Source organism: Trinickia acidisoli (assembly GCF_017315725.1).
Taxonomy (GTDB): domain Bacteria; phylum Pseudomonadota; class Gammaproteobacteria; order Burkholderiales; family Burkholderiaceae; genus Trinickia; species Trinickia acidisoli.
Window position 1 is genome coordinate 2,692,435 of sequence record NZ_JAFLRG010000001.1, and the last position, 25,702, is coordinate 2,718,136.

The 25,702-nt window shown below is 65.2% G+C and carries 21 protein-coding genes; 10 read left to right on the top strand and 11 right to left on the bottom strand.

Annotation, left to right across the window (positions count from 1 at the left end; translation table 11 throughout):
- Nucleotides 1-4 precede the first annotated feature (4 nt).
- On the bottom strand, nucleotides 5-220 hold the full coding sequence (locus J3485_RS12240) for a hypothetical protein (RefSeq protein WP_206952714.1): 216 nt from the start codon (nucleotides 218-220) through the stop codon (nucleotides 5-7).
- Between the two features lie 93 nt (nucleotides 221-313).
- Nucleotides 314-766 (bottom strand): Lrp/AsnC family transcriptional regulator, encoded by a 453-nt coding sequence (locus J3485_RS12245; protein ID WP_508616729.1) that lies wholly within the window; start codon nucleotides 764-766, stop codon nucleotides 314-316.
- 149 nt (nucleotides 767-915) lie between these two features.
- Between J3485_RS12245 and J3485_RS12250 the strand changes: the two genes are divergently transcribed.
- Nucleotides 916-1,590, top strand: a complete 675-nt coding sequence (locus J3485_RS12250; RefSeq protein WP_206952716.1) for a cysteine dioxygenase family protein — start codon at nucleotides 916-918, stop codon at nucleotides 1,588-1,590.
- 46 nt (nucleotides 1,591-1,636) lie between these two features.
- Here the strand turns inward: J3485_RS12250 and J3485_RS12255 are convergent, their stop codons facing one another.
- Both J3485_RS12255 and J3485_RS12260 read right to left on the bottom strand, forming a co-directional pair.
- Nucleotides 1,637-2,281: an NAD(P)-dependent oxidoreductase gene (locus J3485_RS12255; protein WP_206952717.1), complete on the bottom strand. Its 645-nt coding sequence runs from the start codon at nucleotides 2,279-2,281 to the stop codon at nucleotides 1,637-1,639.
- Between the two features lie 154 nt (nucleotides 2,282-2,435).
- Nucleotides 2,436-2,885 (bottom strand): Rrf2 family transcriptional regulator, encoded by a 450-nt coding sequence (locus tag J3485_RS12260; RefSeq protein WP_206952718.1) that lies wholly within the window; start codon nucleotides 2,883-2,885, stop codon nucleotides 2,436-2,438.
- 202 nt (nucleotides 2,886-3,087) lie between these two features.
- Here J3485_RS12260 and J3485_RS12265 point away from each other — a divergent pair, with 202 nt between their 5' ends.
- Nucleotides 3,088-3,669 carry a DJ-1/PfpI family protein gene (locus tag J3485_RS12265; protein WP_206952719.1) on the top strand — a complete coding sequence of 194 codons (582 nt, stop codon included), beginning with the start codon at nucleotides 3,088-3,090 and terminating at the stop codon, nucleotides 3,667-3,669.
- A 12-nt stretch (nucleotides 3,670-3,681) separates the two neighbouring features.
- On the opposite strand, the gene J3485_RS12270 is transcribed toward J3485_RS12265, so the two are convergent.
- The 5 genes from J3485_RS12270 to J3485_RS12290 all read right to left on the bottom strand — a co-directional run bounded on the left by J3485_RS12270 (nucleotide 3,682) and on the right by J3485_RS12290 (nucleotide 9,221).
- The gene (locus J3485_RS12270) at nucleotides 3,682-5,331 is read right to left on the bottom strand and encodes an ATP-binding response regulator (RefSeq protein ID WP_206952720.1); all 1,650 of its coding nucleotides are present in this window, start codon (nucleotides 5,329-5,331) and stop codon (nucleotides 3,682-3,684) included.
- Nucleotides 5,328-5,819 (bottom strand): response regulator, encoded by a 492-nt coding sequence (locus tag J3485_RS12275; protein WP_242538557.1) that lies wholly within the window; start codon nucleotides 5,817-5,819, stop codon nucleotides 5,328-5,330. The genes J3485_RS12270 and J3485_RS12275 overlap by 4 nt, the downstream gene beginning before the upstream one ends.
- Nucleotides 5,820-5,838: 19 nt before the next feature.
- Nucleotides 5,839-7,443: a sensor histidine kinase gene (locus J3485_RS12280; RefSeq protein ID WP_206952721.1), complete on the bottom strand. Its 1,605-nt coding sequence runs from the start codon at nucleotides 7,441-7,443 to the stop codon at nucleotides 5,839-5,841.
- Nucleotides 7,444-7,533: 90 nt separating this feature from the next.
- Nucleotides 7,534-8,295 (bottom strand): ABC transporter permease, encoded by a 762-nt coding sequence (locus J3485_RS12285; protein ID WP_206952722.1) that lies wholly within the window; start codon nucleotides 8,293-8,295, stop codon nucleotides 7,534-7,536.
- Nucleotides 8,292-9,221: an ABC transporter ATP-binding protein gene (locus tag J3485_RS12290; protein WP_206952723.1), complete on the bottom strand. Its 930-nt coding sequence runs from the start codon at nucleotides 9,219-9,221 to the stop codon at nucleotides 8,292-8,294. Before J3485_RS12290 ends, J3485_RS12285 begins: the two co-directional genes overlap by 4 nt.
- 611 nt (nucleotides 9,222-9,832) lie before the next feature.
- On the opposite strand from J3485_RS12290, the gene J3485_RS12295 reads away from it, so the two are divergent.
- The 6 genes from J3485_RS12295 to J3485_RS12320 all read left to right on the top strand — a co-directional run bounded on the left by J3485_RS12295 (nucleotide 9,833) and on the right by J3485_RS12320 (nucleotide 19,813).
- A complete protein-coding gene (locus J3485_RS12295) occupies nucleotides 9,833-10,672 on the top strand; it encodes an IclR family transcriptional regulator (protein WP_206952724.1) in 840 nt (279 codons plus the stop codon).
- Between the two features lie 276 nt (nucleotides 10,673-10,948).
- The gene (locus J3485_RS12300; protein WP_206952725.1) at nucleotides 10,949-12,346 is read left to right on the top strand and encodes an MdtA/MuxA family multidrug efflux RND transporter periplasmic adaptor subunit; all 1,398 of its coding nucleotides are present in this window, start codon (nucleotides 10,949-10,951) and stop codon (nucleotides 12,344-12,346) included.
- Between the two features lie 18 nt (nucleotides 12,347-12,364).
- Entirely contained in the window at nucleotides 12,365-15,493 is a 3,129-nt protein-coding gene (locus tag J3485_RS12305) for an MdtB/MuxB family multidrug efflux RND transporter permease subunit (protein ID WP_206952726.1), read from the top strand.
- On the top strand, nucleotides 15,494-18,781 hold the full coding sequence (locus tag J3485_RS12310) for an efflux RND transporter permease subunit (protein WP_206952727.1): 3,288 nt from the start codon (nucleotides 15,494-15,496) through the stop codon (nucleotides 18,779-18,781).
- A gap of 131 nt (nucleotides 18,782-18,912) precedes the next feature.
- Nucleotides 18,913-19,293: a hypothetical protein gene (locus tag J3485_RS12315; RefSeq protein WP_206952728.1), complete on the top strand. Its 381-nt coding sequence runs from the start codon at nucleotides 18,913-18,915 to the stop codon at nucleotides 19,291-19,293.
- A 4-nt stretch (nucleotides 19,294-19,297) separates the two neighbouring features.
- Complete coding sequence (locus J3485_RS12320; protein ID WP_206952729.1) at nucleotides 19,298-19,813, top strand: hypothetical protein; 516 nt, start codon at nucleotides 19,298-19,300, stop codon at nucleotides 19,811-19,813.
- A 67-nt stretch (nucleotides 19,814-19,880) separates the two neighbouring features.
- Here J3485_RS12320 and J3485_RS12325 read toward each other — a convergent pair whose 3' ends face one another.
- The gene (locus J3485_RS12325) at nucleotides 19,881-20,444 is read right to left on the bottom strand and encodes a peroxiredoxin (RefSeq protein WP_206952731.1); all 564 of its coding nucleotides are present in this window, start codon (nucleotides 20,442-20,444) and stop codon (nucleotides 19,881-19,883) included.
- Nucleotides 20,445-20,639: 195 nt separating this feature from the next.
- Nucleotides 20,640-22,034, bottom strand: a complete 1,395-nt coding sequence (locus J3485_RS12330) for an EAL and HDOD domain-containing protein (protein WP_242538558.1) — start codon at nucleotides 22,032-22,034, stop codon at nucleotides 20,640-20,642.
- 296 nt (nucleotides 22,035-22,330) lie between these two features.
- Here J3485_RS12330 and J3485_RS12335 point away from each other — a divergent pair, with 296 nt between their 5' ends.
- Together J3485_RS12335 and J3485_RS12340 are read left to right on the top strand one after the other, a co-directional pair.
- A complete protein-coding gene (locus J3485_RS12335; RefSeq protein ID WP_206952733.1) occupies nucleotides 22,331-24,163 on the top strand; it encodes a putative bifunctional diguanylate cyclase/phosphodiesterase in 1,833 nt (610 codons plus the stop codon).
- Nucleotides 24,164-24,242: 79 nt separating this feature from the next.
- The gene (locus tag J3485_RS12340; RefSeq protein ID WP_206952734.1) at nucleotides 24,243-25,697 is read left to right on the top strand and encodes an HDOD domain-containing protein; all 1,455 of its coding nucleotides are present in this window, start codon (nucleotides 24,243-24,245) and stop codon (nucleotides 25,695-25,697) included.
- Nucleotides 25,698-25,702 lie beyond the last annotated feature (5 nt).

Here is a 25,702-nt window from a genome sequence, read left to right on the forward strand (position 1 = left end):
TGACTTACTGCGACGCGCCGGAAGGACTCACGGCAGCCGCGCCGCTGGCCGTCAGGGCCGCGGCCGACGACGCAGCAGCCGCGTTTTGCTCGTCGTAGGCGCGCTTGCCCTTGATCGCATTGAAAACGAACGTGGCGATCACGATCAGAACGATGACGACGATAAGCACGGCAACGCGTGTCGTGGGATTCGATTTGTTCGATTGTTGCGGATCGTTCATGGATGAAGGCTCGCAGCACGCGAAAGCGCGGCAGAGCAAAAAAAGACGGGATGAAAGCCGGCATTCTACGCGCATCGGCGCGCACGTCACCTGTCACCTGACCGGCAGCGCCGTCGAGTACTTGAGCTGCTCCATCGCAAAGCTCGAACTGACGTCGAACAACGGCACCGCCCGGATCAATTGCTTGTAGACGCGATCGTAATCGTCGATGTCGGACACGACCACGCGCAGCAGATAGTCCGTCTCGCCGCTCATCCGGTACGCTTCGACGATCTCCGGAATGTCGCGCGCGGCCTGCACGAACTGGCGCGCCCATTCCTCCGTATGCTGGTTCGTGCGCACGGCGACGAACACCGTGGTGCCGACACCGAGCTTACGCGCGTCGCACAACGCCACTTGCGCACGAATGACCCCTTCTTCCTTGAGCCGCTGCACACGCTTCCAGCAGGGCGTTTGCGAGAGATTCACGCGGCTGGCGAGTTCGGCGATCGGCAGCGTTGCATCGGCCTGCAACAGCTCGACGAGCTTTCGATCGATAGCATCCATTCCCATCACATTCCTCTCATAGAAATTTTTTCTATTTTTTAGTCAGATCGAGGAATTATAGGGAAACTCTTTTTACCGACAAAACGATATAAATAGCCATCGATAGAACTCGACGGCCAGCCCCGCTCAGGCCGTCCCCGCCAACGGCCATGACCCACAACTTCGAATCCGTTTCGCTCGACCCGGCGCATGCCGCGGCACCGCTGCACACGCACGAGCACGCCGCAACGCGCACCATTGCCACACTCGACGCCGCGGCGTCGGCAGTCGATCGGTTACGCGACGCGTTCGACGAAGCGTTCGCGGCCGTGCCGCGGGGGCTCGACCCTGCGCGATCGCCCTGCCCCGAATTTGCTCGCCTCATGCGCGCCGCGCTTGCCCAAGCGGCGGCCGAAGACGACCTGCTCACGCCCGCGCAACGCGAAGGCGCAGCCAGCAGCTATCGACGCCATCTCTTGATCGCCGACCCTCGCGATCGCTATACGGTAGCCGCGCTCGTTTGGCAGCCCGGCCAAGCGAGCCCGGTACACGGCCATCACACCTGGTGCGGCTATGCCGTGCTCGACGGCGTGCTTCACGAGACGCTCTACGGTTGGAGCGAGGCGGCCGACCGCGCGGCCCCCATGCGCACGCAAGCGCGCGAGGCCGGCGCCGTTTCGTACGTGCGTGCAGGCCTGAGCGCCATCCATCGGCTCGCCAACGGCGGCACTCGGCCCGCTGTGTCCTTGCATGTCTACGGCGTGCCGAGTGAGCGCATCACCACGCACGTCAATCGCCTCGTGCCGACCGATCTGGAATCCGCGGCAAGCGCGGGGCGCCACTGACTCGATTGCGCGCACGTCGCACGCCCGGCCGCGCACGTAAGCCCGGTCAGTACGCGACGGTAGCGATGCGGTGCACGAAGCGGCCTGCCTCGATCTCGTCGACGAACGCGATCGCGTAGTCTTCGGCGGAAATCTTGCTGTTGCCGTCGGAGTCGACGATCAGCGCGTCGGCGCCGGTGCGGAACGTGCCTGTCTTCGCGCCCGGGGCAATCATCGCGGCCGGTGCAAAGAACGTCCAGTCGAGGTCGTCCGCCGTCCGATAGAGCGCAAGCGCCTCGCGATGCGCGAGCGCAACCGCCCTGTAGGCGTCGGGAAACCCTTCGGTATCGACGAGTTGCTTGCCCGGCGCCACCTCCAACGAGCCCGCGCCGCCGACAACGACGAGCCGCTTGATGCCGGCGGCACGTGCGAGCGCCACGAGCGAGCGCGTCGCCTCGACGACCTTCGACGCATTGTCGTGCGACGGACCATAGGCGCTCGCGATGACGTCGAAGCCCGCCACTCGCGCCGCACTCGCGGCCGCGTCGAACAGATCGCCGGGGACGACGGTCAACTGCGGCGCCCCTTCGACCGGCCGCGGACGGCGAACGATCGCCGTAACTTCATGCCCGCGCGCGAGCGCCTCTGCGGCGATACGCGACCCGATCGTGCCCGTCGCGCCGAACAGCGCAATCTTCAAACGTCGTTGCATCGAAAACTCCTATCGTGTTTTATGTAACTCTTTCAGTTACACTTTGTGATCAAAAAAGAGAGGCCGTGCCTCTCGCTTACGTCAACCCACTTCAGTAACGCTCGTCAGCCAACCCGACGATTCGTTGCACCGTGCGCTAACCGAACCATCGCAACTACCCTGCTTCTCCCGCACTCATTGCACCTTCAGCCTCGATCAAGCCGGCTGTCACGTCGGCGAGCGTACGCGAACCGAGCGAAGCCTCCATGGCCCGCTGCGCGTCGTCGACGATACCGACGAGCACCTGCTGAATATGGCGCCCCACGAGGCACGCCGGGTTCGGCGCCTCGCGGTGCAGCCCGAACAAGCGCGCTTCGTCGACGGCGCGATAGACATCGACGAGCCTGATCGCGCCGGGTGCGCGCGCCAGCAACGCTCCCCCGCCTGCGCCCAGTTGCGACGTCGTCAGCCCGGCCTGCGCAAGCATCGACAGCAACCGGCGGATCAGCGCCGGATTCGTGTTGACGCTGCCCGCGACGATCTCGGACGATAGCGGCTCACCCTGCTGCAACGACAGCAGCGCCAGGATGTGAACCGCATAGGCGAATCGGCTGCTCGTGTTCATCGCTGAAGGTCGACCAAAACTGTAACTATCATAATTACATTTCACCTCGTCCGCAACCCCAACCCATGAACGGCGAGCGCGTTGCGACACCGGCGGCGCTCGCTCATGCCGTTCGAATAAAGATCATGCGCGAGGAGTACACTGCCCGCTTCGTCCTAGGATCTATCGACGTTTATTCCCCTCACCCGAGAAGGAGAAGGTCATGGCCGCAAAGAAGATTCTGTTTCTGACGGGCGATTTCGCAGAAGATTACGAGACGATGGTGCCGTTCCAGGCATTGCAGGCGATCGGACACACGGTCGACGCCGTGTGCCCCGGCAAGCGAGCCGGCCAGAAAGTGAAGACGGCGATTCACGATTTCGAGGGCGATCAGACCTATACGGAAAAGCCGGGCCACCAATTCGCCCTGAATGCGACGTTCGACGAGGTCGACGCCGGTAGCTACGACGCGCTGGCGATCGCCGGCGGCCGCGCCCCCGAGTATCTACGCCTCGATCCGAAAGTGATCGAACTCGTGCGCCATTTCGCGCAGAACAACAAGCCGATCGCGGCCATCTGCCATGCGGCGCAACTGCTCGCCGCCGCCGACGTGATCCGCGGCAAGCGCATTTCGTCCTATCCGGCCTGTGCGCCCGAGGTTCGGCTCGCGGGCGGCGAGTATGCCGATATCCCTGTCGACGCGGCGGTGACCGATGCGCCGTTCGTCACGGCGCCCGCTTGGCCCGCCCATCCCGAGTGGCTGCGCCAATTTCTCGTCTTGCTCGGCACGCGCATCGAGCTTTGAGCGTGCCGCAGCTCAACTCGCTGCGTCGCCGATGAACGAGGTCGTGCGGCCCGCCAGCGCCGCCACGACCACGACGAGTTCGAGCGGATCGATCGGTTTGGCCAAATGGGTTTGGAATCCGGCCAGCAGCGCGCGGCGCCGATCTTCGCTGCGCGCGAAGGCCGTCAGTGCCGCAGCCGGCGTGGTACGCCCACGCTGCCCCTCCGACGTCCGCAAGCGCCGAATGAACTCGTAGCCGTCGACGCCGGGCAAGCCGATGTCGCTGACGATGACGTCGGGCGCCTCGGCCGTGCAGGCGACCAATGCGTCCAACGCGGACGCGAACGCAAGCGTCGTCGCGCCACGCTCTTGCAGCACGCGCTCGACGAGCTCGCGCGCATCGGGCTCGTCCTCGAGTACCAGCACGCGCAAACCCGCGAGCGCGGGCCGCCTGTCGAGCGCGAGCGTATCGCGCTCGCCGTCGCGCTCGCGCGTGAACTCCGCGCCCGTCGCGGGCAGCGTGACGACGAACGTCGCACCGCAGCCGGCGCCGTCGCTCGCCGCCGCGATCCGCCCGCCGTGCAAATCGACGAGCTGCCGCGCGATCGACAGACCGAGCCCGAGCCCCCCATGCTGGCGCGCGATGCCGGCGTCTTCCTGACAGAAGCGCTCGAACACGTGCGGCAAGAATTCGGACGTGATGCCCTGCCCGGTATCCGCGACGATCAGCTCGACCTCGCTCGCACCCCGCCGCAACTTGACCTCGACGAGCCCGCCCTTGCCCGTGAACTTGACGGCGTTCGAGAGCAGATTCCAGACGATCTGCTGCAGACGCGACGGATCGCCCATGACGGCGCCCGCCGCATCGAGCGACGAAACGATGCGGATATCCTTGGCCTGGGCCGCCGGCCCGACCGACCGAATGACATACTCCACGACGTCGACCAAATCGACGCGCTCGGTCTCGAGCCGCAATTTGCCGGCGAGGATGCGAGAAAAATCGAGCAGGTCGTCGACCATGCGCGCCTGCGCGCGGGCATTGCGATCGATGACGTCGAGCCCCTTGCGCAACGACTCCGACACGCTCGCGTCGCGCAGCAGGAATTGCGTCCAACCGACGATCGCATTGAGCGGCGTGCGCAGCTCGTGCGAGAGCGTGGCCACGAACTCGTCCTTCATCCGCGACGCACGCTCGGCTTCCGCGCGCGCCGTGCGTTCGGCGGCGAGCAGCGCCTCGCGCTCCTCCGCCAACGCCCGAAAATGCGCCTCGCGCTCCTGGGCGCGTTGCGCCAGCGCCAGTTCGCGCTCGATGCGCCGCTCGCGCAAGACGCGCTCGATCGCTTCGGGCAGGTAGTCGAGATAGCCTTCGCTCTTGGGCACGACGTCGGCCACGCCCGAGCGCAGCGCTTCGATCACGCGCGCTTCGTCGGCGAACCCCGTGCAGAGGATGGCGGGCAGTACGAGCCCTTGCGAGCGCAGCGCACGCAGGAAATCGAGCCCCGTCTCGGCCGCACCGAGCGCATAGTCGACGACGATCACATCGGGTGGTTCGACGTCGATCGCCTGACGGGCGGACGAAGTGCTCGCGGCGGTACCGACGCGGTAGCCCGCGCGCCGGAGCGAGCGAGCGGCAAGCCGCAGCAACCCTTCGTCGTCGTCGACGAGCAGCGCGTACGCGCTCATCTAGTGCCCGCGGGCAATTTGACCACCTGCAAGAAGAACCCCAGGCGGCGCACCGCCTCGATGAACGCGTCGTACTCGACGGGCTTGGTGACGTAGACGTTGCAGCCGAGCTCGTAGCAGCGCTCGATTTCACGCGGATCGTCGGTCGTCGTCAACACGATGACGGGCAGCGACGCCGTGCGCCGGTCCGCCTTCAGTCGCCGCAGCACTTCGAGCCCGTCGATGCGCGGCATTTTCAGATCGAGCAGGATCACCGACGGCGGAATCTCGTCGCGCAGGAACTGCGAGGGCTCGCTGAAGAAGTAATCGAGCGCCTCCTGGCCGTCGGCGAAACGCGTAAAGCCGTTCGTCAGGCCCGCGCGTCTCAAGTTGCGCTCGATCAGCGTCGCGTGGCCGTCGTCGTCTTCGATCAAGATGATGCCGACCGATTGCCCGACAGTAGGCAGGCCCATACCAGGCTGGCCCGAGGGCCCTGTTGGGGTATGCATGGTGTGCTTCCTTTGTTCGTTATGCGGCGACGACCTGCTTGGCCGCCTCCGGTAGCGATAGATAGAACGTGGTGCCCTCGCCTTCCGTCGACTCCGCCCATACGCGACCGCCGTGGCGCTCGACCATGCGGCGCACGAGCGCGAGCCCGATCCCTTCGCCGGCGGCAATATTGCCGTGCATCCGCTGGAAGGCGTTGAACAGCCGGGGCATCGCGCCGGCCGGGATACCCAGGCCGTTGTCCTTCACATAGAAGATGCGCAACGAACGCACGCCGCCGGGCGGTGCCGGCAGCGCGCCGATCTCGATGCGGCCCGAACGATCCGCATCGAGGTAATTGATTGCATTGCCGACCAGGTTGGCGAAAATCTGCTCGAGCGCGGTCGGGTCGCCCCAGACGGGCGGCAGCTCCTCCACGACGATCTCGGCGCGGCAAGCCCGGATCGACGCCTGCATCGCATCGAGCACGTGACGCACGACCGACGTAACGTCGACCTCTTGACGCCGGTATTCGACACGCCCGACGCGCGAGAGGCGCAGCAGCGAATCGATGATATGCGCGGCGCGCAGCACGGCGCTCTGCAGATAGCGCAGCGCCTCGCCGATGTCTTCGTCGATGAGCCGCTCGATGCGTTCGCGCTCGGCCGGCTCGAGCGAAGACGCGCGCACCGCCTGGCGCAAATCGTCGCACGCGTGCGTCAGCTCCTTCGAAAAGCCTTGCAGGTTCACGAGCGGCGCACGCAAGTCGTGCGACACGCTGTAGATGAACATCTCGTTTTCCTGCGTCTGCTGATGCAGCGTTTCGTTCGTCCGCGCGAGTTCGTCGGCGCGGCGCGCCAGGTCACTTTGAAAACGCGCCTGCAGCCGTTCGGATTCGAGCAGCCGCCGACTCGTATCGTGCAGGATCTCGTCGAGCTCCGCGATTTCATCGTCGCCCGAAGACGGCGGGCCGAGCGGCGCGCTCTCCGCGAGGCGCGCCGCGTTGTCGGACAGCCGCGCGAGCCGCCCGCGCAGGCCGCGCGTGAACAGGAACACCGCGAGCGCCGTCATGACGAGGGAGCCGATGACGACGGCCGCCGTCAGTTGCTGCTGCTGCGCGAGCGCGTCGGCCGCTCGCGCCGAGCGCATCGCGTCCATCCGCAACTCTTCGCTCTGGAACGCGGCGAGCTCCGCGCGAAAGCGATCGACCACGTCGACGTTCGCCTGATTGCGGAAGCGCTCGAGCACGTCGTCGCGCCGGCCGGTGCGCAGCAAGTCTTGCACGCGATCGGACCATTGCCGGTATGCCTGCACGGTCTGACGGATCTGGGCGGCGCGCTCGACCTGGACCGGGTTGTCCGCGACGAGGTCGACGAGCCGATCGATGCTGCGGTCCAGGTCGATCCACAGCGTGACGGGCGTCGCCGACGCCCGCTCGTTCTTGAGCACGGCGCCGCGCATGCGCACTGACTCGATCAGGACCGGCTCGAGAATCGCGCTCGTTTGGCGCAGCACGTCCTTGCTATGGAGCGCCCACTGTTCGGCCTGCTCGGCGTCGTTCTGCGCTTTCACGAGCCCGGAGAGCAACGCGAGCTCGACCACGGTCGGGATAGCGATCAACAATAGGCCTTTGGTCGTCAGTCTCATGCGCGGTCGAAGCGGTTCGGGAGCCCGGCCGGTCGATCGCCGGCAATTGACGCATTATGTCGGCGTTTTTCGATAATGACAAAGCAGTCGTTAGTTTTTGAGACGGTAGCCCGTTTTAAAAATCCATGCCACGATGCCCGTGAAAATCGCCAGAAATACGGCCGTCATGGCGAGGCTGACGCCCACATGCACGTCGGAGACGCCATAAAAGCTCCAACGGAAACCGCTGATCAGATAGACGACGGGGTTCGCGAGCGCGATCGTGCGCCAAATCGGCGGCAAAATGCCGATTGAATAGAAACTTCCGCCGAGAAACGTGAGTGGCGTGATGATGAGCAACGGAATCACTTGCAGCTTTTCGAAACCGTCGGCCCAAATTCCAATGACGAATCCGAACAAGCTGAACGTGACCGACGTCAGCACGAGAAACAACACCATCCACAGCGGATGCTCGATGCGCAGCGGCACGAAGCACGCCGCCGTCGCCATGATGATGAGCCCGAGCACGATCGACTTCGTCGCGGCCGCGCCGACGTAGCTCACGACGAGCTCGAAGTACGACACGGGGGCCGTCAGCAACTCGTAAATCGTTCCCGTGAATTTCGGAAAATAAATGGCGAACGACGCGTTACTGACGCTTTGCGTGAGCAGCGACAGCATCACGAGCCCCGGCACGATGAACGCGCCGTAGCTGATGCCGTCGATCTCGCGAATACGCGAGCCGATCGCCGCACCGAACACGATGAAGTAAAGCGAGGTGGAAATGACGGGCGAAATCACGCTTTGCATCAGCGTGCGCCAGGTGCGCGCCATTTCGTAGCGATATATTGCGCGCATTGCATAAAAGTTCATGAACGCTCCTTGACGAGATCGACGAAGATGTCTTCGAGCGAGCTTTGCGTCGTCTGCAAATCCTTGAAACGAACGCGCGCGTCGTCGAGATCCTTGAGCAGCGTGACGATGCCGGCGCGTTCCGATTGCGTGTCGTCGTAGGTGTAGGTGAGCGAGCCGCCCTCGGTCGACAGCTCGAGCCCATAGCCGGCCAACTGCGCCGGCACCTGCTCGAGCGGCGCCTCGAGCTGCAGCGTCAACTGCTTTTTGCCGAGCTTGCGCAAAAGCTGGGTCTTTTCCTCGACGAGGACGATTTCGCCGCGGTTGATGATGCCGATCCGGTCGGCCATCTCCTCGGCTTCGTCGATGTAATGCGTCGTAAGAATAATCGTCACGCCCGTTTCCTTGAGCGTGCGCATCAGTTGCCACATATCGCGCCGCAACTCGACGTCGACGCCGGCCGTCGGTTCGTCGAGGAACAGCACCTGAGGCTCGTGCGCGAGCGCCTTGGCAATCAGCACACGCCGCTTCATCCCGCCGGAAAGCGTCATGATCGGGTTATTGCGCTTATCCCACAGCGAAAGCGCCCGCAACACCTTCTCCAGATGCGCCGGGTCGGGCGATTTGCCGAACAGGCCGCGGCTGAACGAAATGGTCGCCCAAACCGTCTCGAATGCATTCGTCGTCAATTCCTGCGGCACGAGGCCGATCATCGACCGCGCGTGCCGATAGTCCTTGATGATGTCGTGCCCGTCGACGAGCACCTTGCCTTCGGTCGGATTGACGAGACCGCAGACGGTGGCGATCAGCGTGGTCTTGCCCGCGCCGTTGGGTCCGAGCAGCGCGAAAATCTCGCCGCGCCGGATCTCGAGATCGACGTGCTTGAGCGCCTGGAAGCCCGACGCGTACGTCTTCGATAGATTCGCAATAGAGAGGATGGTTTGCATGGTTCGCTGTGCATGAGGCCGGCGTGGCGCAAAAGGCTACTGCGGATCGATACCCCGCGTCGGACCGGAAGAAGCGCTAAAGCGACAGCGACGATAGCAGAAGCGCGGCAGGGCTGCCGCCGATCACCTCAAACGCATCGCGACGCCGGCAGGCACCTCGCGTGGCGGCCGGGGAACGAACCGCCCGGCTTGGCGGATCCAATGGGCAAAACGGATACACCGCGCGAAGTCGGTGCGCCCTGCCGGGCGCACGAAAAAAAAAGGCGCCACGTTGCCGTGGCGCCTTGAAGAAGTTCTAGCCATTCCGAGGGCCGTGCTAGAACCTGAGAGACGGTATTTCAGAACTGAGATCTCTGCCGGGGCATTTCACCAGTTCGACTTCCACATCGATCAAGATGTGTCGTTCCGAAATGAGATTCCATTCTTTCTCTTTCCACTGACGAAGTCAAGATAATTTTTTCCGAAAAGTTAACAGGTACCCCCGAATCGGAATCGTTTTCATAATGAGGAATAGGTAAAAACTACCTCATTCCCGCGCCATCTCGGCTGGCGTAGACTGACGGAAAAGTCAGACGTGAAATCGAATTTCAAAAAACTGTCACAGGCACGCCGTGGCGACATCATCGCGCACCCCTCTCGCACGCCCCCAGCCGCCGAAAGCCAAAGAAAGCTCCGGCGACGAAATCATCGCGCTCTCGCGCGGCCTGACGCTGCTGCGGCGCGTGGCATCGGCCGACGCGCCCATCAGCAACCGCGAGTTGGCCGAACTCACGGGCATCCCGAAGCCAACCGTCTCGCGCATCACCGCCACGCTCGTCGGCGCCGGGTTTCTCTTCCAGTTGCCCGACAGCGAACGGTTCGTGCTGACGGCATCCGTCCTCGAACTCGGCAACGGCTTCCTGCGCAACTTCGACATCCGCGCCCGCGCGCGGCCGTTCCTGATCGAGCTCGCCGAACGGACGTCGCTGTCCGTCCATCTGGCCGCACGCGACCGGCTCGATATGGTGGTCATCGACACGATCCGTCCGCGATCGGCGGTCCTCGTGTCGCGGCTCGAGGTCGGCTCGCGCATGGACCTCACGCGCACGGCGGTCGGCCCCGCCTATCTGGCCGTGCTGCCCGAGCCCGAGCGCGCCGCGTTGATGGCCGCTCTGCAAGCCGCCTCCGGCGACGACTGGCCGCATATTCATGCGCGCCTTGCGACGTCGTTGGAGGACGCGCGCGCACTCGACTTCACCATCGCCGCCGGCGAGTGGTACACCGAGCTCAACGCGATCGCGGCGGGCTTTGTGGGCCCGTCGGGGGAGCGCTACGCCGTCAATTGCGGGGGCGCCGCGCACCTGTGTCCGCGCGAATGGCTGATCGAGCATGCCGCGCCGGTGCTCGGCGAATGCATCGAGCGCATCGTCCGCGAAATCGGGGGTGCCCCGCGCCAACGGCTCGACGATTGACTGCGCATCCGCCGTGCCCGGCGCTTGCGCGGGCGCAATACGCGACGCCGACACGGCAGGTGCATGCGCCCTCTATACTGTAACGCCCGTAAAAAACCGAAAGATGCATGACTAGACTGGCTGCGACGCCGGGACGTAGCATCTTGCCTCGACGCGCAGGCGGCGCGAGCCGCTTCGGGCGCACGCCCGGCTTCGCGCCGTGCCGACAACCGCCGTGGCACGAACGCTGCGCCCTCTACCCCACGCCGTATTGGCATTGCCGCTCAAAACACATCGATGGCCGAACAAGAACACCGCTCTCCTTCGCACGATAAAGGCACGCCGGCTGGCGTCGATGCCGACTCCGTGGCCCGCCGGACGCGCACACGACGCCGCGGCGCGATCGCCGTCGTCGTGATCGCCGTGGCCGCGTTGCTCTGGTGGCACCCCTGGCGCCGCACGAGCCCGACGAACCCGAGCAGCGCCACTCCCGCGGCGACGGGACGCCACGGCCGCGGCGGGTTCGCGAACGCGCCGCAGCCCGTGCACGTCGCCACCGCCACGGCCGGCGACATGCCGATCGTGCTGACCGCCTTGGGCACCGTCACCCCGCTCGCCACCGTGACGGTCAAGACGCAGCTAGCGGGCACGCTGCAGAGCGTCGCGTTCAAGGAAGGTCAACTCGTCAAAGCAGGCGAAGTGCTCGCGCAGATCGACCCGCGGCCCTATCAGATCTCGCTCGAGAACGCCCAGGGCGCGCTCGCGAAGGACGCAGCGCTGCTGCAGACGGCGCGGCTCGATCTGAAGCGCTACCAGACCCTGCTCGCGCAGGATTCGATCGCCTCGCAGCAGGTCGACACGCAAGCCTCGCTCGTGAAGCAGTACGAGGGCCAAGTGCAATCGGATCGCGCGAACATCGACACCTACAAGCTCGATCTCGTCTACGCGCGCATTACTGCGCCGGTGTCGGGCCGCGTCGGCCTGCGCCAGATCGATCCCGGCAACTACGTGACGCCGTCCGATACGAACGGCGTCGTCGTCATCACGCAACTGCAGCCGATCAGCGTCATCTTCACGACCTCCGAAGACAATCTGCCCGCCATCCTCAAGCAGATGCACGGCGGGGCGAAGCTGTCGACGACGGCTTACGACCGCAACAACACGACACCGCTCGAGACAGGCTATCTCGACACGATCGACAACCAAATCGATACGTCGACCGGCACCGTCAAGATGCGCGCCATGTTCCCGAATACTGGGCAAATGCTGTTCCCGAATCAGTTCGTCAATGCGCGCCTGTTGATCGACACGATCCACAACGCCGTGATCGTGCCGAGCTCGGCCGTGCTCAACGGCGCCAACGGGCCGTTCGTCTACGTCGTCAAGCCCGACAGCACCGTCACCGTGCGCCAAGTCAAGGCCGGCCCCGTCGACGGGGAACGCACGAGCATCGTCTCGGGGCTCGCCCTCGGCGAACGCGTCGTGATCGACGGCTCCGACCGGCTGCGCGAGGGCGCCAAGATCACGGTCGCCCCCGACGCGGCAACCGTCATGGCGCGCGCCGCCTCGGGCACGCATGCTTCGGGGGCCCACGCCGCCTCGGGTGCGCACGCGTGGGGCGCATCGGGTGCATCGGGCGCGCGCGGCCATCGGCACAAGGCCGCTTCCGACAGCGCCGGCGCCAGTGCACAGTAACGACGGACCCTCACTCGCATGAATCCGTCTCGCGCCTTTATCCTGCGCCCCGTCGGCACCGCCTTGCTGATGGCAGCCATCATGCTCGTCGGCCTGGTCGCGCTGCGCTTCCTGCCGATCTCGGCCCTGCCCGAGGTCGACTACCCGACGATCCAAGTCCAGACGTTCTACCCCGGCGCGAGCCCCGAGGTCATGACCTCGTCGGTCACCGCGCCGCTCGAGCGGCAGTTCGGCGAGATGCCCTCGCTGAATCAAATGTCGTCGCAAAGCTCGGCGGGCTCCTCCGTCATCACGCTGCAGTTCAGCCTCGATCTGTCGCTCGACATCGCCGAGCAAGAGGTGCAGGCAGCCATCAACGCAGCCGGGAACCTGCTGCCGTCCGATCTACCCGCCCCGCCGATCTATGCGAAGGTCAATCCGGCCGACGCGCCGATCCTGACGCTCGCGATCACGTCGAAAACGACGCCGCTCACCGACATCGAAGACCTCGCCGATACGCGGCTCGCCGAGAAGATCTCGCAGGTGGCCGGCGTCGGCCTCGTCAGCATCAGCGGCGGCCAGCGGCCCGCGGTGCGCATTCAAGCCAATCCGCTCGCGCTCGCCTCGTACGGCTTGAACATCGACGACCTGCGCACGACCATCTCGAATCTGAACGTCAACACGCCGAAAGGCAATTTCGACGGCCCGACGCGCAATTTCACGATCAACGCCAACGACCAGTTGACCGACGCCGGCGCCTATCAAAGCGCCATCGTCGCCTACAAGAACGGCCGTCCCGTCATGCTGACCGACGTCGCGAAGATCGTCGACGCAGCCGAAAACACGAAGCTCGGCGCATGGGTCAGCCAGGGCCGCGGCGTGACGCCCGCGATTTTGCTCAACATCCAGCGTCAGCCCGGCGCGAACGTGATCCAGGTCGTCGACAGCATCAAAGCGCTGCTGCCGCAACTGCAGGCGTCGCTGCCGGCAGCGGTGAACGTCGCCGTGGTCACCGACCGCACGACGACGATCCGCGCCTCGGTGCGCGACGTGCAATTCGAACTCGCGGTGTCGGTCGTGCTCGTCGTGCTCGTGATGTATCTGTTTCTCGCGAACATCTATGCGACGATCATCCCCAGCTTGTCGGTGCCGCTCTCGCTGATCGGCACGCTCGCCGTCATGTATCTGTGCGGGTTTTCGCTCGACAACCTCTCGCTGATGGCGCTGACCATCGCGACCGGCTTCGTCGTCGACGACGCCATCGTCATGATCGAGAACATCTCACGCTACGTCGAGCAAGGCGACACGGCGATCGAAGCGGCACTCAAAGGCTCCAAGCAGATCGGCTTCACGATCATTTCGCTGACGGTCTCGCTGATCGCCGTGTTGATTCCGCTGTTGTTCATGGGCGACGTGGTCGGCCGGCTCTTTCACGAATTCGCGATCACCCTCGCCGTGACGATCGTCATCTCGGCCGTCGTCTCGCTCACGCTCGTGCCGATGATGTGCGCGAAGCTCTTGCGGCACACGCCCCCGCCCGAGAGCCATCGTTTCGAAGCCAAGGCGCACGCCGTCATCGACGCCGTCATCGCGCGCTACGCCGTGGCCTTGCGCTGGGTGCTCGAGCGCCAGAGCGCGACGCTCGTCGTGGCCGTCCTGACACTCGTTTTGACGGCCCTGCTCTACGTGCTGATCCCGAAGGGCTTTTTCCCGGTGCAGGACACGGGGGTCATTCAAGCGATCACGCAAGCTCCGCAGTCGATTTCCTACGGCGCGATGGCCGAGCGCCAAGAGACGCTCGCGAATGCGATCCTCAAGGACCCGAACGTCGAGAGCCTGACCTCGTTCATCGGCGTCGACGGCACGAACATCACGCTCAACAGCGGCCGCATGCTGATCAATCTGAAGCCGCACGGCGACCGCTCGAAAAACGCCACCGAGATCATTCGCGACCTCGAAAGCGAAACGGCGCACGTGGCCGGCATCGCACTCTACTTGCAGCCCGTGCAGGACTTGACGATCAATTCGACCGTCAGCGCGACGCAGTATCAGTTCATGCTGACAGATCCGAACCCCGACGAATTCGCCACTTGGGTGCCCAAGCTCGTCGACCGGCTCGAGCAAGCGCCCGAGCTCGCCGACGTCGCGACCGACCTGCAGCAAAGCGGCGAATCGGTCTACGTTCAGATCGATCGCGCGACGGCCGCGCGCTTCGGGATCACGCCGGCCACGGTCGACAACGCGCTGTACGACGCGTTCGGCCAACGCATCATTTCGACGATTTTCACGCAGTCGAACCAGTACCGTGTGATTCTCGAAACCGATCCGCGCATGCAGCATTACACCGACGCTTTGAAGTCGATCTATCTGCCCTCTTCGGAAGGCACGGGCCAACAAGTGCCTTTGAGCGCGATCGCGAAGTTCACCGAGCGTCCGGCGCCGCTGCTCGTCTCGCATCTCGGCCAATTCCCGGCCACGACCGTTTCGTTCAACCTCGCACCGGGCGCGTCGCTCGGCGCGGCGGTGAAGGCCATCGAGCAAGCCGAGCACGACGTCGGCCTACCCGCCTCGTTCCAGACGCGCTTCCAAGGCGCGGCCCTCGCGTTCCAGGCTTCGCTGTCGAACGAGCTGTTCCTGATCCTCGCGGCCATCGTGACGATGTACATCGTGCTGGGCGTGCTCTACGAGAGCTTCATCCACCCAATCACGATTCTCTCGACGCTGCCGTCGGCCGGCGTCGGCGCGCTGCTTGCGTTAATCGTCTCCGGGCACGACCTCGACGTCATCGGCATCATCGGCATCGTGCTCTTGATCGGTATCGTGAAAAAGAACGCGATCATGATGATCGACTTCGCGCTCGAGGCCGAGCGCGAGCAAGGCAAGAGTGCGCGCGAGGCGATCTATCAGGCGTGCCTGCTGCGCTTCAGGCCGATCCTGATGACGACGATGGCGGCGCTGCTCGGCGCGTTGCCGCTGATGCTGGGAACGGGTGTGGGTTCGGAGTTGCGGCATCCGCTCGGCATCGCGATCGCCGGTGGGCTTGTCGTGAGCCAAATGCTGACGCTGTTTACAACCCCCGTCATCTACCTTGGCTTCGACTCGCTCGCGCGGCGCGTGAGGACACGCTTCGGGCACGGCCATACAGAGGCCGGCGACGCGGGAGCATAGATGAACCTCTCGCGCCCATTCATCTCGCGCCCCGTCGCGACGACGCTGCTCGCGATCGGCGTCGCGCTCGCCGGCGCGTTCGCTTTCGTCAAGCTGCCCGTCGCGCCGCTGCCGCAGGTCGACTTTCCGACGATCTCGGTGCAGGCTCAACTGCCCGGCGCCAGCCCGGAAACCGTCGCGACGAGCGTCGCAAGCCCACTCGAGCGTCATCTAGGGCAGATCGCCGACGTCACCGAAATGACGTCGATGAGCGGGGTCGGGCAGACGCGGATCACGCTCCAATTCGGCCTGAACCGCGACATCGACGGCGCCGCGCGCGACGTCCAAGCCGCCATCAACGCGGCCCGCGCCGATCTGCCGACGAGCTTGCGCAGCAATCCGACCTATCACAAGGTCAATCCGGCCGACGCGCCGATCCTCGTGCTCTCGCTGACGTCCAAGACGATGCGGGCCGGGCAGCTCTACGACGCCGCTTCGACCGTCCTGCAGCAAGCGCTTTCGCAAGTCGACGGTATCGGCGAAGTCGACGTGAGCGGCTCGGCGAACCCCGCCGTGCGCGTCGAGCTCCAGCCGCAGGCGCTGTTCCACTACGGCATCGGGCTCGAGGATGTCCGCGCCGCGCTCGCGGCGGCGAACGCGAACAGCCCGAAAGGCTCCATCGACTTCGGCGAAAACCGCGTCCAGATTTATACGAACGATCAGGCCAATGCCGCCGCGCAGTACAAGGATCTCGTCATCGCCTATCGCAACGGGGCGGCGGTCAAGCTGTCCGACGTCGCCGACGTCGAGGATTCGGTCGAGGATCTGCGCAATCTCGGCCTCATGAACGGCCAGCGCTCGGTGCTCGTCATCCTTTACCGGCAGCCCGGCGCCAACATCGTTTCGACGATCGATCGCGTGATGGCGATGCTGCCGCAGTTGCAAGCGTCGGTGGCGGCGTCGATCGACATCACCCCGGTTGCCGACCGCTCGACGACGATCCGCGCGTCGCTAAGGGACACCGAACGCACGCTGATCATCGCCGTGCTGCTCGTCGTCACCGTCGTCTTTCTGTTTCTGCGCAACTGGCGCGCAACGCTGATTCCGAGCGTGGCCGTCCCGATCTCGATCGTCGGCACGTTCGCAGCGATGTATCTGCTGAACTACTCGATCGACAATCTCTCGCTGATGGCGTTGATCGTCGCAACGGGGTTCGTCGTCGACGACGCGATCGTCGTGTTGGAAAACATCTCGCGTCACATCGAGGAAGGCGTGCCGCGCATGCGGGCAGCCTATCTAGGCGCCCGCGAAGTCGGCTTCACCGTCACCTCGATCAGCATCTCGCTCGTCGCCGTGTTCCTGCCGATCCTGCTGATGGGCGGCATCGTCGGGCGCCTCTTTCGCGAGTTCGCCGTCACGCTGTCGCTCGCGATCGGCGTTTCGCTCGTCGTTTCGCTGACGGTCACGCCGATGATGTGCTCGCGCTTGCTCACCGACGCCGCGCACAAGCCCAAGGACGGTCCGCTCGCGCGACGGCTCGAGCGCGCATTCACGCGGCTCCAGGGCGGCTACGCGCGCACGCTCGGCTGGGCGCTGTCGCACCCGCTGCTCGTCCTGACGATCCTGTTCGCGACGATCGCGCTGAACGTCTTTTTGTATGTCGTCGTCCCGAAGGGCTTCTTCCCGCAGCAGGACACGGGGCGTCTCGTCGGCGGCATTCAAGCCGATGAGGCCACGTCGTTCCAGGCGATGAAGATCAAGTTCACGGAAATGATGTCGATCGTGCAGCACAACCCGAATGTGTCGAACGTCATCGGTTTCACAGGCGGCCGGCAGACGAACTCGGGCTTCATGTTCGTGACGCTCAAGCCCAAGCCCGGGCGCAAGACCTCGGCGGACCAGGTCATCGCGCAACTACGCAAGCCGCTCGGGCACGTTGCCGGCGCGCAAACGTTCCTGCAGGCCGTACAGGACATCCGCGTGGGCGGGCGGCAGTCGAACGCGCAATACCAGTACACGCTGCTGGGCGACTCGAGCGCCGATGTCTACAAGTGGGCGCCGATTCTCACCGAGGCGCTCAAACGCCGCCCCGAGCTGGCCGACGTCAACTCCGATCAGCAGCAAGGCGGCCTCGAGTCGTTCGTGACGATCAATCGCCAGAGCGCCGCGCGGCTCGGCATCACTCCATCGCAGATCGACAACACCCTCTACGATGCGTTCGGGCAACGGCAGGTCTCGACGATCTACAACCCGCTGAACCAGTATCACGTCGTCATGGAAGTGGCGCCGCGCTATTGGCAAGACCCGGCGATGCTCAATCAGATCTACGTGAGCACGTCCGGCGGCACCGCGAGCGGCTCGCAATCGACGAACGCGGTGGCCGGCACGTTCACGGTACCGACGACAACGACGACGAGCAGCGCCAATGCGAGCGCCGCCGCGATCGCGGCCGATTCCGCGCGCAACCTGGCAACGAACTCGATCGCCGCGAGCGGCAAAACGAGCGCTTCGACGGGCTCGGCGGTCTCGACCTCGCAGGAGACGATGATCCCGCTTTCTGCCATCGCCTCGTTCGGCCCCGGCAGCACGCCCATCGCGGTCAATCACCAAGGCCCGTTCGTCGCCTCGACGATCTCGTTCAATCTGCCCGTCGGGAAATCGCTGTCGGACGCGACGCGCGCAATCGACGAAACGGCCGCCGAGATCGGCATGCCCTCGACGATACACGGCAACTTCTCGGGCACGGCGCAGGCATTCCAGCAGTCGACGCGGGACATGCCGCTGCTGATTCTGGCCGCGCTCGCAGCCGTCTATATCGTGCTCGGCATCCTCTACGAGAGCTACATCCATCCCGTCACGATCCTCTCGACGCTGCCCTCGGCCGGCGTCGGCGCGCTGCTCGCGCTGCTGCTGTTTCATTCGGAATTCAGCATCATCGCGCTCATCGGCGTGATCTTGCTGATCGGCATCGTGAAGAAGAACGCGATCATGATGGTCGACTTCGCGATCGAGGCATCGCGGCAAGGGGCGTCCTCGTTCGAGGCGATTCACCGCGCGTGCCTGCTGCGTTTTCGCCCGATCATGATGACGACGTGCGCGGCCATGCTCGGCGCGCTGCCGCTTGCGTTCGGCAACGGCGACGGCGCCGAACTGCGCTCGCCGCTCGGCATCTCGATCGTCGGCGGGCTGCTCGTGAGCCAAGTGCTGACGCTTTATACGACGCCCGTCGTCTACCTCTACATGGACCGTCTGCGCGTCTGGCGCGAAAAACGCCGGGCGGGGCCTGCCACGGCCGCGGGTAGCAGGTAAAGCGCGTCAGGTAAGCAGTTGAAACAATTGTGAACGGGCCCGTTATAGCACTGGCACCCACGATGGCCTAGCCTTGTAGGTATTGCGCCGCCGCGGCGGCGGCGCATCAAACCGACAAAAAGGAGTCCATCGTGCGGCGGCTCAACGCTTCCCTCGCACTCGCGGCCGTAGCTTGTCTCGGCATCAGCGGCGCAGCCCAAGCGGCGCATTGGCGCGTCGGCGTCTATTGGGGCGCGCCCGGTCCCTATTACTACCCCTACGCCGCGCCCGTCGTACCGGCGCCCTACTATTACGCGCCCTATCCGCCGCCCGTGGTCGTCACGCCCGACGACGGACCGGACACGACCTACGTCGAACGTCCGCAACCAGGGGCGGAAGGTCAGTCGCAAGACGAACCGCCGCAAGGCACGTGGTGGTACTGCGACAAGACGAAGACCTACTACCCGTACGTCAAACAATGCGTGAGCGGCTGGCGTGAAGTGCCGGCCAATCCGCCCGCACCGAGTCGCTAACGACATGAACGATTCCATCCTGACGCGCGCCAAGCGGCGCGCGATATGGCTGCCGCTCGCAGCGCTCACCGGTCTTGGCGCCTGCACCGTCATACCCACCGGGCCCAGCGTCATGGCGCTTCCGGGTACCGGCAAAACGTTCGACCAATTCCGGACGGACGACTACAACTGCCGTCAATACGCGCTGGGTCAAGTCGGCGGGGTCAGTGCAAGCCAAGGCGCCACGGCGGCCGGCGTCGGCAGCGCGGTGCTCGGCACAGCCGTCGGCGCGGCCGCGGGCGCGGCCATCGGCGGCGGCCGCGGGGCGGCGGTCGGCGCCGGCGCGGGGCTTCTCACGGGCAGCGCGATCGGCATGGGCGCCGCACAAGGCTCGGCCTACGACATCCAGCGGCGCTACGATTTCGCCTACGTGCAGTGCATGTACGCGGCCGGCGAGCGCGTGCCGATGGCGGCCGGTGCGACGGACAACGCGCCGCGCCGCTACTACACCCCGCCGCCTCCGCCGCCGCCCGGCTATTGAGGCCCGCGAAGGGCGACGACGAGCGAATCGCCCCGATCGTCAACCGCCGGGGCGAACCGAATCGAGACTAGCGCTGCGGATGCTGCTTCGCCCACTCCTTCACGACATTGAGCGTGTTCTGCACGTGCTTGTCGGGCGACAGGCTCGTGTACTCGTAGAGGATCGTGCCGTCCGGCGCGATAACGTACGACACGCGGTTGGCCATCGTCTTCACGAGCGGCATCGCCGCATCATAGGCATCGATGATGTGCCGCTGCGGGTCCGCCGCAACGGGGAATTTGCTGCGGCACTCGCTGACGGAAAACTTCTTGAGCGTGGCGATGTCGTCGTGCGACACGCCGATCACGCTCGCGCCATAGCGTTTGTATTGGTCGACCGCATCGGCAAACTCGTGTGCCTCGATCGTGCATCCTTTCGTGAAGGCGGCCGGATAGAAATAGAGCACGACCGGCCCTTTCTTCAAGGCGTCGGCGAGCGAATAAGGATAGGCGTTACCGCCGAGCGACGCTTCGGTCGTGAAATCGGGGGCTTTGTCCCCAGCTTTGAGGACGGCCGACGCATCGAGCGAAAAAACGGAAAAGGCCGCGCAAACGGCCGCCGCGCGCGCAGCGCGGCTCAGGCTTCGCTTCATCAGAGTGCCTCGGAATGTCGGGACGGGCGCGCATGGGCAACCGCGCTAGCACGCACGCGGCAGGCAAGGATGCGGCGCCGCGCAAAGGCATCCGTGCACCGCGCACCCCGATCGAGGCGCGCTTTCGCGTATTGAAACACGGGTGCGCATTCGGCGCAGGAAAGCGCCCGCGACGCGCCGCCTGCTGCGGCGCCGTCAGGCCGACTCGTGCGCCTGCGCCCACATGGCGGCTTCGAAATTGATCTCGGCCAATACGGGCGGCGTCAAGGCGGCCAGCTCGGGGTGCGCGTCGCTCAGCGCGCGTGCGGCCTCGTCGGGCATGCCGGCCTCGGCCGCCTCCGCGATCGCGAGCATCGCGCCGAGCGGCCCGCTCCGATGCACGATCGCGTCGCCGATCTCCGGCACGAGCCCGATCTGCGCGAGGACGTCGCCCGGCGCAGCCTCGCCGAGCAGCACGTGCACGAGCGAAAACACGCCGGTCATGAACGCGGCGTCGCCGAAGCGTTCGCTGTCGGGCTGCACGCGGGCCGCCGCCAGCTCCATGAAACGCGAGCGCGTACCCACGAGTTGCGCGAGCGGATCGGAGCGCCACGACAAGTCTCCGTTCGACGCGTAGAGCAGCAGTTGCGCCCAACGCGCGATTTGACGCGTGCCGGCGGCCAAAATGGCTTCGCGCACCGATGCAATACGCCGCCCGAGCCCATAGGCGCTCGAATTCACGAGCCGCAGCAGTTGCATGACGACGTCGGGGCTGCGCTTGAGCTCCTGCTCGAGCTCGATCAAAGGTGCGTCCGATGCGATCAGCGCGAGCATGCGCAGCAGCGATTGCCGCGACGGATCGCCGCGACGCGCGCTCAGCACTTGCGGGCGCGCAAAGAAATAGCCTTGGAACAGATCGAAGCCGAGCGCTTGCGCGAGCGCATAGTCCTCGCGCGTCTCGACTTTTTCCGCGATGAGCGTCTTGCCTCGCCCCTTGACCGCCCCGGCCAACTCCGGCAGCCGCACGCGGTCCGCGCAGAGAAAATCGACCTTCACGATGTCGATGTGCGGCAGCAGCGCGAGCAGATCATCCGATAAGTCGCAAATATCATCGAGCGCGATGTTGAAACCGACGCGTCGCAGCTTGTCGATACGCTCGATCAGCGGCGCATCGACGCAGACCGTTTCGAGTACCTCGAGCACGAAGCGCTCGGGTGGCAGCAGCCTGACTGCGTCGTCGAACAGCATGTCGCGGCAGACGTTGACGTAGCCGAGATACGGCCCGAGCGTCGCGGACACGCCCATGCCGCACATCGTGTTGGCAACGACGCGTGCCGTCGCTTGCGCATCGTTGTCGATGAGCGCGCGATTCACGCTGTCGCCGCGAAACAGCAACTCATAGGCCTCGAGGGCGCCGCCCCGCGCCAAGATCGGCTGACGCCCGAGGTAGAGGCAGTCGACTTCGCATTGGGACGGCGCCTCGCAAACGGGCACCCCCTCCGTGCGTACGATCGATGTTTCGGCCATGAATGGATCCAGCTTGGTGTAGAACGAACGAGCATCGCCCGGATAGAACGGGCCGCGATGCCGCAGCGCACGATCCGCGGCCATGCCCGGCAAGCGCCCCCGGACGCACCGTGGGATGCCATAGGGTCGCGTACGGTCATGCGGTCGCTCACGCAGTTTTCACCCATTGTCCACAAAAATAGCCCCGAACGCATGTCCGGGCCAATCCCGAGGCAAGTTTTGGTCGAATTGCACCCGGCGCCCCTAAAGAATTCCGAAGCCGTGCCGATAACTAGCCCTGATGGGTGGCATGGCGACGGACGCGCGCTGCTCGCCGAGCAGATCGGCACGCAAGGCGCGGAGCCGGCCGCCCAATCGACTTCAGTCGCCATCGAGAACGCATGCAAGCAAAACCAACCGGCGCACCGCGCCGCAGCGCCTGGCGCGCGGCCCTCGACCTGTTGCGCGGACGCGCAGGCAGCCTGCGCACGCACGCCGGCGTATCCGATTCGGGCGGCGAGCACGACGCGTTCACCCGGCAGCTCGAGAATACGTTGGGCGCGGTCGATTTCCTTGCGCACGTCGACGGCAATCTGCGCTTTCTCTATGTGTCCGACGCGAGCCTGCGTTTCATCGGCTACCGGCGCGAGTACCTGCAAACCGTCACGCTGCACGAGCTCGTGCCGAGCGGCGAAGTGGCGGCGCTCGACGCGCTGATCGCGCGGGCCATCGACACGGGCCGCGTCGAGCGGGCCACGCTGCATTTGATGAAATCGCTGACGTACCCGATCGCCGTCGAGCTGCGCGTGGTCGCAAGCGCGCACACGGGAACGCCGGGCTTCGCGATCAGCGCGTTCGACGTGTCGGTCTGGCGCGCCAACGAAGAGCGTCTCACCTACGAGTTGCACAGCGACCGCATGACGGGCCTCGCGAACGGCCTGGCGCTCGCGGCCGCCGTCAAGCGCGCCCAGGAGGACGCCGATGCGAACGGCACCGGCGCCGCCCTCTTGCTCGTCGATCTCGACGATTACCAACGGGTGAACCGTGCGCTCGGCTATGACGCCGGCGACACCCTCTTGCGCGAAACGGCGCGGCGGCTCGAGGCGCACGTCACGGCCGACGACACGCTCGCCCGCGTGACGAGCGACGAGTTCGCCCTGCTCGTGCGCGCGAGCACGCGCGAGGAAGCGGCCGCCGCGGCCGAAGCCCTCGGCCGCCGCTTCATGACCGCGGTGCAGCAACCCTATACCGTGGACGGCCAGCCCGTGCACTTGTCGGCGAGCGTCGGGATGGCGCTGTACCCCGACCCCGCGCAGGACAGCGGCGCCCCCGGCTATTACGATCAGTTGCTGCGCCGCGCCGATCAGGCGCTCGCCCAAGCCAAGGCGTCGGGCAGCAACACGCTCGCGTCTCACACGGCGCATGCCGATCCGGCCGACGCCGAGCGGTTGAAGCTAGAAGCGGACCTCTACGACGGCGTGCGAAACGGCGAGTTCTCGCTGCATTTCCAGCCGATCACGAGCAGCCAGACGGGCGGCGTGGTCGGCGTCGAAGCGCTGATCCGCTGGCACCATCCCGTCCACGGCTTCGTGCCGCCCTCGACGTTCATTCCGCTTGCCGAGTCGATCGGTCTCATCAATTACCTCGGCAACTGGGTGCTCAAGATCGCCTGCATGCAGCTCATGCAGTGGGATGCGCAGGGCATTGCGCTGCAATACGTGGCCGTCAACGTCTCGCCGCAGCAGTTTCGCGACCCGCGCTTCACGCAAAACGTCCGCGACGCGCTGGTCTTGACGGGCGTCAACGCCGACCGGCTCGTGTTCGAGATCACCGAATCGCTACTGATGCAGGACCCGGCTCACGCGAAAGTGTTGCTCGAAGAGTTGACGGCGATCGGCATCCGCTTCGCCGTCGACGATTTCGGCACGGGCTACTCGTCGCTGGCCTATCTGCAACGGTTTCCGCTTGCGAAATTAAAGATCGACCGCAGCTTCGTCGAGAACCTGCTAACCTCTCGCAACGATCAAGCAATCGTATCCGCGGTGGTCGGCCTCGCACAAACGCTCGAACTCGAACTCGTGGCGGAAGGCGTCGAGACCGAGGCACAGCGCGAATTGCTCACGGCGATGGGATGCGATCACATTCAGGGTTGGCTGGTCTGCAAGGCGCTGCCGTCCGACGAGCTCGCACAACGCTTCGAGGACCGCGTGCTTCGTCTGCACGAGCCGGTATGAGCCGGCCTTCGTCGAGCGAATGCGCGCACGGAGCGCCGCAATTACAAACAGACATGCGTATGGTTCGAACGGGATTCACATGGTAAAGGCGGCGCTGCTCGATAAGCTGTGGGCGCGCATGAGCGAGCGCGGCGACTTCCCGATGCTGTCGCAGGCGCTGCGCACCACGATGGCCGCCATGACGAACGACGACCTCGATTTCACGGCGCTCGTGCAGGTCGTCCTATCAGATTTCGCCCTGACGCAAAAGGTGCTGAGGCTCGCAAACTCGGCCATGTACATGGCGTTCGGCGGCAACATCACGACGGTGACGCGTGCCCTGATGGTGCTCGGCATGGATGCCGTCGGCCATCTCGTCGTCGGACTCAAGCTCGTCGATCACTTCAATCACAGCGTGCCGCATCGCATCGACGCCAAGCTCGAACTCAATCGCACCATGCTCTCGGGCTGCGTGGCCCGCAAGCTCACCGAGCGCGGCGATCTGCGCGCCGGCGAGGAAGCCGTCGTCTGCACGCTGATGCGGCAAGTGGGCAAGCTGCTCGTCGTCTTCTATCTCGAAGCCGAGTGGGAGCAGATCCGGCAGCAAGCGGGTACCGGCGAACTCGATGAAACAACCGCCTGTGCCGCCATACTCGGCGTCAGCTTCGAAGAGCTCGGGCAAGAGGCGGCCACGCGCTGGCGCCTGCCCGACGCGATCCGCGCGGGCATGGGCACGTACGAGCCCGAGGCCAAGGAACTGCCGCAAGTGCAATGGCTGCGCGCCGTCACCACCTACTCGACCGAAGTGGCCGCTGCGCTGAGCGCGGCCGACGTGTCCGAGCACGCCCGCGAGGCGCGCATCGCCGATCTGGCTCGCCGCTACAGCCGCGCGCTCGCGACCGATGCCGACGAACTCGCCGAGATGACGGTATCGCTCGCGCGCGAAGAGGCGGGTGAAGGCTTCATGCGCGAAATCGACGAGCTGCGGGCCAATGCGGATGCCATCGCCCGCGCGAGCGTCAACCCCGAAGCGCGGATTGCCGCCGGACTCGAGGATTTGCGTGCGCTGCCCTCCGAAAACGCGCTGGCCCCTGTGCTCGCGCTCGCGTCGGAAACGGTGCTGGCGGGGCTCAACTTCACGCGCACGATCATATTCGTGCGCCAGGGATCGGGCTTCTACAAAGCTCGCCTCGGGTTCGGCCGCGACGTGGAACGCGCTCTGCCCTCGCTCTTTTTCAAGGAAGCCTTCGAGCCCGACGTCTTTCATCTGGCGATCGCCAATCCGGTCGGCATCTTCATCGAGAATGCGCACGATCCGAAGATGATCGCGCGGCTCCCGCTGTGGTACCGGCAAGCGTTCGACGATGCGCGCTCGTTCGTGCTGCTGCCCGTCATCGCGCATCAATCGACCGTCGCGGTGCTCTATGGGGATTGGTCGCTCTCGCAGGAGCCGCGCAAAATCTCGCAGACGCAGATGGGTGCGCTGAACGAGCTCGCGCGCGAGTTGGGACGGTTCTTCGCGCACGCGCCGGCGCGCGAGTTGGAAACGCTTTAAAGCAG

Coding starts and splice junctions, on each gene's coding strand:
- J3485_RS12240 (WP_206952714.1), bottom strand. CDS start 220: ATGAACGATCCGCAACAATCGAACAAATCGAATCCCACGACACGCGTT.
- J3485_RS12245 (WP_508616729.1), bottom strand. CDS start 766: ATGGATGCTATCGATCGAAAGCTCGTCGAGCTGTTGCAGGCCGATGCA.
- J3485_RS12250 (WP_206952716.1), top strand. CDS start 916: ATGACCCACAACTTCGAATCCGTTTCGCTCGACCCGGCGCATGCCGCG.
- J3485_RS12255 (WP_206952717.1), bottom strand. CDS start 2,281: ATGCAACGACGTTTGAAGATTGCGCTGTTCGGCGCGACGGGCACGATC.
- J3485_RS12260 (WP_206952718.1), bottom strand. CDS start 2,885: ATGAACACGAGCAGCCGATTCGCCTATGCGGTTCACATCCTGGCGCTG.
- J3485_RS12265 (WP_206952719.1), top strand. CDS start 3,088: ATGGCCGCAAAGAAGATTCTGTTTCTGACGGGCGATTTCGCAGAAGAT.
- J3485_RS12270 (WP_206952720.1), bottom strand. CDS start 5,331: ATGAGCGCGTACGCGCTGCTCGTCGACGACGACGAAGGGTTGCTGCGG.
- J3485_RS12275 (WP_242538557.1), bottom strand. CDS start 5,819: ATGCATACCCCAACAGGGCCCTCGGGCCAGCCTGGTATGGGCCTGCCT.
- J3485_RS12280 (WP_206952721.1), bottom strand. CDS start 7,443: ATGAGACTGACGACCAAAGGCCTATTGTTGATCGCTATCCCGACCGTG.
- J3485_RS12285 (WP_206952722.1), bottom strand. CDS start 8,295: ATGAACTTTTATGCAATGCGCGCAATATATCGCTACGAAATGGCGCGC.
- J3485_RS12290 (WP_206952723.1), bottom strand. CDS start 9,221: ATGCAAACCATCCTCTCTATTGCGAATCTATCGAAGACGTACGCGTCG.
- J3485_RS12300 (WP_206952725.1), top strand. CDS start 10,949: ATGGCCGAACAAGAACACCGCTCTCCTTCGCACGATAAAGGCACGCCG.
- J3485_RS12305 (WP_206952726.1), top strand. CDS start 12,365: ATGAATCCGTCTCGCGCCTTTATCCTGCGCCCCGTCGGCACCGCCTTG.
- J3485_RS12310 (WP_206952727.1), top strand. CDS start 15,494: ATGAACCTCTCGCGCCCATTCATCTCGCGCCCCGTCGCGACGACGCTG.
- J3485_RS12320 (WP_206952729.1), top strand. CDS start 19,298: ATGAACGATTCCATCCTGACGCGCGCCAAGCGGCGCGCGATATGGCTG.
- J3485_RS12325 (WP_206952731.1), bottom strand. CDS start 20,444: ATGAAGCGAAGCCTGAGCCGCGCTGCGCGCGCGGCGGCCGTTTGCGCG.
- J3485_RS12330 (WP_242538558.1), bottom strand. CDS start 22,034: ATGGCCGCGGATCGTGCGCTGCGGCATCGCGGCCCGTTCTATCCGGGC.
- J3485_RS12335 (WP_206952733.1), top strand. CDS start 22,331: ATGCAAGCAAAACCAACCGGCGCACCGCGCCGCAGCGCCTGGCGCGCG.
- J3485_RS12340 (WP_206952734.1), top strand. CDS start 24,243: ATGGTAAAGGCGGCGCTGCTCGATAAGCTGTGGGCGCGCATGAGCGAG.